Here is a 6217-nt window from a genome sequence, read left to right as displayed (position 1 = left end):
CAGCAGAACCAGCTTGCAAAGCAAGCCCGAAAGAACTACCCCTGAACTGATCCTTCAGTTCCTTAAACTCATCATCAAGGATAACCTTGAGTTTTGCCCTCAGATCCTCAGCAGAACCAGTTTGCAAAGCAAGCCCGAAAGAACTACCCCTGAACTGATCCTTCAGTTCCTTAAACTCATCATCAAGCATAACCTCGAGTTTTGTATGAATATCAAAAATACTATTACTACAAGTGACGAGTTTTAAGGTGCTTTTGGTTGGTCTAAGCCTTAAGACCAAGTTAGATGCCGCAAGCAGTGTATATTTACTATAGGCCGTCAAGTCTGAGCTTAGCACCTTGATCAAGTCTGCATTCGAAAAACCTGCATTAGTAATCACAGGAGAGTTTTGTAAGGACAGGATACCCTCGACAGATGCTCCCTGAAAGCTAAGCATTAACCCAACCCCTAGAGGTATCTTGAAATGATTAGCTATAGCAAGAGCCTTTTGGAGTTTAGCTTCGATTTGTTCTGGTGTACGACTTTTTCTGCTAAGCCAGTATAGCTCTAAGATTTTAGGATAGGATTTTAGGCTGTTAGTTGTATTTTGCATAGATAATACTCTTAGCTTTTCTTTGACTAGTGAGCCCAGTGCCTGCTGTAGCTTTTGGCGGTCAACAGTATTGAACTGCTCAGGACTAGCGTTTTCTAATACCGTGCTTATGGTATCGGCGTATTTATCAACTTCAGTTCTTAGTGTTGCTGTGTCTACGCATTGATTGCTCTTATTACGAATAATTCCTGATAAGACATATGCTACAAACCGAACTATTCTGTCTGGGGAGGTGGGATCGTGTTCTTTACGTTCTTTTAGACCGAATTGTTCATTGCATTCTGCAGGAGGGTTCATGCTATTATCATATCATATTTACCTTTATTTATAAATAATCTCACAAGGTTGTCAAGTACAATCTTGTGGGTATATATACTCAGCTTACCCAAAATCCCTGAACCCTCAGGATCATCCCAGAATACAAAACTATCCTTTATGCTGTCATCGCTCCATCAGCATCGCTTCCATCAGATAAAAGCATTTCTAAGTCTCCAGGAGCCAAGCCTGAAGTACTCGAGGTTTTGGGTAAGCGTGGGCAAAAGGTAGTTTTGAAGCCGTGAGGGTATATGGCAATAGAGTTTGTATCTAGGAAATTTTGTCTTTGAAGATATAGTACGATATAATGAAAGCTCGTAAGACATTAACACTAGGGGAAGTATGTGTGGAATTATTGGATTAGTCTCTAGTCAGTCTAGTTCAAAGAATCTGGAAGCTTTAGTAACAGGACTGAGACGGATGGAATACAGGGGATATGATTCAGTCGGAGTTGCTTATGTCAAAGGTGGCCAGATTAAGACTGTTAGATCAAAAGGTAAGATATCCGAGCTTGAGACAAGATTGGGTCAGTCTTTTGATCCCATTAGTCTAGGAATAGGGCATACGCGTTGGGCTACTCATGGCGATCCTAGTGAAATCAATGCTCATCCTCACACGGCAGGTAAGATATCAATAGTTCATAATGGGATTATTGAAAATTACCAAGAGCTCAAACAAGAATTGATTGAGCTCGGTTGTGAGTTTAGTTCTGAAACTGATAGCGAAGTAGTGGCACAATTAGTCAATCATTATTATCAAGAACTTAGTTTTATAGAAGCAGTCAAGCAGACACTTACTAGATTAAAGGGCGCTTATGGTCTTGCGATCATTACTGAGGATCGACCCGATCAGTTGATTGTAGCTAGGCAGGCTAGTCCATTGCTGATAGGTTTGTCAGATCAGGCTACTTATATCGCGAGTGATCCAATGGCAATTATCAACTATACTGATCGAATAATCTACCTTGAAGATGGAGAATATGCAATACTAGGGGCTGGCAGTTATCAAGTATATGATTTTGATCATAACCTTCGCGATGTTACTCCAGAGACTATTGAACTCAATCCTGGTCAGATCCAGAAATCTGGCTATGATCATTTCCTAATCAAAGAGATTATGGAGCAACCAGAGGCTGTAATAAATGCCTTGAGGGGTAGATTGGACAAGAAAAACTTTAGCTCACATCTAGGTGGGTTAAATCTTCCCGATAACTATCTCAGGGAAGTGGATAGAATCCTGATTGTAGCTTGTGGGACTGCCTATTATGCCGGATTGCTTGGTAAATACTTGCTTGAAAAAATGCTCAATATACCAGTAGATGTTGAAATGGCTTCAGAATTTCGTTATCGTGATCCAGCTACTAGCAAAAATACGCTTGGGGTGGTTTATTCCCAGTCTGGTGAGACTGCCGATAGCTTGGCATCACTCCGTGAAATGAAGCGTAGAGGCATGCTGACCCTAGGCATTATTAACACTGCTGGTTCGACAATTGCTAGAGAAGTCGATGGAGGGATTTATTTGCATGCAGGACCTGAGATATCAGTAGCTTCTACCAAGGCCTTTAGCTCAATGTCTATTGCTACAATTTTGCTTGGTCTAGAGATAGGTAGATATCGCAAGCTTTCGATTGAACGTTCTATGGAAGTAATCCAAGCCTTAGGTAGTTTGGCGAACGATATCGAGGAAGTGCTAAGATTAGATCAGGATATCAAGTTTATTTCTAGTAAGATTGCCAAATTCCAACATATGATGTATCTCGGTCGTGATAGCCTATACCCAATCGCGATAGAGGGTTCGCATAAACTCAAAGAGGTTAGTTATATCCAAGCGGAGGCTTATCCAGCAGGAGAGATGAAACATGGGGCTAATGCTTTACTGGGAGAAGATTTATTGGTTGTGTTCTTTTTATCTAGTAATTTTCTTTATGACAAGGCAAAGTCCAATCTGGCCGAAATCAAGGCGAGAACTAGTAATATTCTGGTCATTACTGATAGCGACGAGCATGACTTATCACTGGGGACAATGGATGTTATTAGGGTCAAGCGGGTTAGTGATTGGACACAAGGATTACTTTTTAATGTTGTATCCCAGCTAATCGCTTATCATGTGGCTGTAAAGTTAGATAGGGATGTAGATCAGCCACGTAATTTGGCAAAATCAGTTACTGTGGAATAGAGGTTATGGTATCAGCAATATATGGAGGTACTTTTGATCCAATCCATCTGGGACATTATGGGATAATTCAATATCTAGTCAATCAAGGATATCAGCAGGTAATTGTGATGCCGACAGGTTTGCCACTACACAAAGATCATCAAGTGACTGATGCAGAGCATCGGTTGGCAATGCTCAAATTGGCTTTGTCGAACCTAAGTAGTAAATTAATAATCTCTACTTTGGAGATAAATCGTCCAGGTGCCACTGATACTATAGATACTATCTATCAAGTACTAAGTGATAGCCCGGACTCCCAGTTGGTTTTTTGTCTAGGATCAGATAGCTTCATGAGCTTAAGAAGTTGGCCAGAATGGCGAGAACTAATTCGCCTGATAAGATTTGAGGTGTTTATCCGAGGGAATGATTCACGGATTGTAGAGAAGATTGGGCATTTCTCTCAACTACTTTATGCCAGATATAATGTCAAACCAGGTACTATCCAATACAATATTGCTGACCTAAAATTGCCCAATATATCATCTACGGATATCAGGGGCAATTTAAAAGAGTTAGGTCAGAAATATTTGGATCCCAGGGTATTAGAGTACATCAAAGAGAATCAATTGTATGTCTGATTTTAGAGAGAAAGTATTGGATATTGTCAGAGATATCAAGCCAGGCCAGACTTTGAGTTATCAGGATGTTGCTAGATTGGCCGGCAGTCCAAAGGCCTATCGGGCAGTTGGTAGTATAATGCGAGCAAATTTTGATCCAAATATTCCTTGCCACCGGGTGATTAGGAGTAGTGGTCAGGTTGGGCAATACAATCGCTCCGGAGGTTCAGATGCCAAGCGACAAAGATTGATTGGTGAAGGCTATAGCGATCTCAAGAGTGAGGACAAATAATAACACAACAGTATAAAATGGAGATAGGAAGTAGTTAATGTTGTCCTCACCTTGATAAAGATAGAGGGGATTGATTACATCGTAACAAAAATAATTTGTAATGCAAGCATGAGCGAGTTATAATCTGTTGATATGAGTAGTAAGTCGATGTTCGCACGAGCCTTCACCGGGGAAACGGGTATCAATAGCTTGATGGACGAGTTGGGTCAGGCTATCAATGGAGGTGATATCAAGTATATGTTTGGCGGGGGGAATCCAGCCGAAATCCCCGAGGTCGATGATTTGATCCATCAAATAGCTTCAAATTTGGTGCTTGATAAAGCTAGTTTTTCATCAATGATTCGCAACTATGATACGCCCAAAGGGAATGCTGAATTTATCGACTTGTTGGTGCAGTATTTTAGATCCAAACATGATTGGCCAATTGATCAAGATAATATAGTCATATCCAATGGTAGTCAGCAGGCGATCTTTACGGTACTAAATCTCCTAGCAGGGAATGGGGAAGATTCTTCGAGAAAGATTCTTCTGCCGGTACTTCCAGATTATATAGGCTATATGGATCAATTGCTTGAGCCAGATATGATTGTAGGCATCAATGGCAAGAAAGTGATAGCTTCAGAGCATAGTTATTATTATCGACCAGATTTTGAAGCTATTGAGGCTAGGCTTACAGAGGGCGATATCGCAGCTATGTTGGTATCTCGACCGGCTAATCCGACCGGCAATGTTTTAAGTGATCGAGATATGGACAAGCTACTTGAATTGGCTGACCAATATCAGACATATTTGATACTTGATAATGCCTATGGGATGCCTTGGCCCAATGCCATCTTTGTCGAAGCAAGTTTGGGCTATCATCCAAGGATAATCTATAGCTTTAGTCTATCAAAAATCGGTCTACCTATGGCTAGGACAGGTATTGTGATTGCAGCTCCAGAGATAGTTAGTCAGATTGTTCAGGTAAATGCAATCTTGGCACTGTCGCCTGGCAATCTTGGGCAGAAGATTTTTTCAAGGATTATTGAAGAAGGTAAGCTTAGTGAGCTGGTAGCTGCGGCAGAAGATTATTATCAAGCTAAGTCTGAGCTGGCTTTATCAGTGCTTGACAAGTATTTAGATTCCAATTTACCCTGGAAGCTCCATCAGCATCAAGGTTCATTTTTCTTTTGGCTGTGGCTTGATCAGTCGAAGGTTGATTCATCTGAATTTTATCAGATCTTGTACCAGAATAGTATCTTGAGTGTTGATGGCCGGCACTTTTTTACACCAGAACATCATGATGATCCAGAATCTAGGCAGTTTATTAGGCTAAATTTCGGTCGGCCTGATCAGGAAGTCATAGAGGGGTTTGAGTTGTTAGCAAAACTCATCAATACCAAGGCTTACTAGATAGGGTAGGCTTTTCGGTATAAAAAAATATTGACATTATGTTTGACATATTATATTATTTGTGGTATATATATTATCAAGACAAAGTGTTCAAACAAAATTGTTCTCACTAGTAGGGGTATTCTGGTGAGAACTTATTTATTATTTTTATAATCAAAAAACCCCAAGATGGATAAAATGAACCACACACCAGAAACACCTAGTAATAGATCATCTGACCATATTCCTCAAGCTCCAGAAGGACTGGCTTATGATGGGACACCAGTTGAGAAGAATAGTAGATCAGGGGTCCGGCTTAGTAGACGTGGCGGCGATAGTCCTGGTAGGATGGAAAATCCAGGATTACCTACTACTCCTGATCCTGATCGAGTTAGTTTTACCAATGAAGCACTAAGAGTTGTATTGGGAGATTCTGCAAGGATGCCAGAAGGACTTACGCCAGGACAATGGGATCTCCTCGGGCGACGTATTCAGACTTTAGGTGGATTAATGGAACGGGCAAGGGCAACAGAAGGCTATAAGGGTAATCAAGGCGACTACGATTTAGCTGCTTAGTTCTATAAAAATTCATATAGTCAGCCCAACCATCTTCCCCCTCATCCTCAACTATAAACATTAGTCCTTTGCCATGCTCGGATTGTTTGGCATTATGCTAGAACAATGTCTGGATGCAGAAACTATTATCAGTAATAATAAGGTTCAATTATTGGCTGGTCAGCTTGACTAGTCCCGCTTGCCATAATAATCATGACGAGTCCAATGATCATCACTATTGAAGTTACGATAATAGTGATGATCAGACTCTTAATACCAAGGTGTTTCCAGATCATAAATGGTATCAGTAGTAGACTAGAG

The 6217-nt window shown here is 40.7% G+C and carries 6 protein-coding genes; 5 read left to right on the top strand and 1 reads right to left on the bottom strand.

All coding sequences use genetic code 11. The features are described 5' to 3' along the window. Nucleotides 1-889: hypothetical protein (locus KA531_03800; GenBank protein ID MBP6005993.1), on the bottom strand; the 889-nt coding region annotated here is incomplete at its 3' end. A gap of 360 nt (nucleotides 890-1249) precedes the next feature. Here KA531_03800 and glmS point away from each other — a divergent pair. The 5 genes from glmS (at nucleotide 1250) to KA531_03775 (ending at nucleotide 5917) form a co-directional block, all read left to right on the top strand. Beyond that, a complete protein-coding gene (gene glmS, locus KA531_03795; protein ID MBP6005992.1) occupies nucleotides 1250-3082 on the top strand; it encodes a glutamine--fructose-6-phosphate transaminase (isomerizing) in 1833 nt (610 codons plus the stop codon). A 5-nt stretch (nucleotides 3083-3087) separates the two neighbouring features. Continuing rightward, complete coding sequence (gene nadD / locus KA531_03790; GenBank protein MBP6005991.1) at nucleotides 3088-3699, top strand: nicotinate (nicotinamide) nucleotide adenylyltransferase; 612 nt, start codon at nucleotides 3088-3090, stop codon at nucleotides 3697-3699. After that, nucleotides 3692-3970: an MGMT family protein gene (locus tag KA531_03785; protein MBP6005990.1), complete on the top strand. Its 279-nt coding sequence runs from the start codon at nucleotides 3692-3694 to the stop codon at nucleotides 3968-3970. Before nadD ends, KA531_03785 begins: the two co-directional genes overlap by 8 nt. Before the next feature lie 132 nt (nucleotides 3971-4102). Then, nucleotides 4103-5362: an aminotransferase class I/II-fold pyridoxal phosphate-dependent enzyme gene (locus KA531_03780; GenBank protein ID MBP6005989.1), complete on the top strand. Its 1260-nt coding sequence runs from the start codon at nucleotides 4103-4105 to the stop codon at nucleotides 5360-5362. A gap of 168 nt (nucleotides 5363-5530) precedes the next feature. Next, complete coding sequence (locus tag KA531_03775) at nucleotides 5531-5917, top strand: hypothetical protein (protein MBP6005988.1); 387 nt, start codon at nucleotides 5531-5533, stop codon at nucleotides 5915-5917. Nucleotides 5918-6217 lie beyond the last annotated feature (300 nt).

The organism is Candidatus Saccharibacteria bacterium (assembly GCA_017983775.1).
Taxonomy (GTDB): Bacteria; Patescibacteriota; Saccharimonadia; order JAGOAT01; family JAGOAT01; genus JAGOAT01.
The sequence above is the reverse complement of the archived record's forward strand: the minus strand, read 5'-3'. Positions and strand labels throughout refer to the sequence as shown.

Excerpts from the sequence above, each read along its gene's own strand:
- glmS (MBP6005992.1), top strand. The coding sequence starts at position 1,250 with ATGTGTGGAATTATTGGATTAGTCTCTAGTCAGTCTAGTTCAAAGAAT.
- nadD (MBP6005991.1), top strand. The coding sequence starts at position 3,088 with ATGGTATCAGCAATATATGGAGGTACTTTTGATCCAATCCATCTGGGA.
- KA531_03785 (MBP6005990.1), top strand. The coding sequence starts at position 3,692 with ATGTCTGATTTTAGAGAGAAAGTATTGGATATTGTCAGAGATATCAAG.
- KA531_03780 (MBP6005989.1), top strand. The coding sequence starts at position 4,103 with ATGAGTAGTAAGTCGATGTTCGCACGAGCCTTCACCGGGGAAACGGGT.
- KA531_03775 (MBP6005988.1), top strand. The coding sequence starts at position 5,531 with ATGGATAAAATGAACCACACACCAGAAACACCTAGTAATAGATCATCT.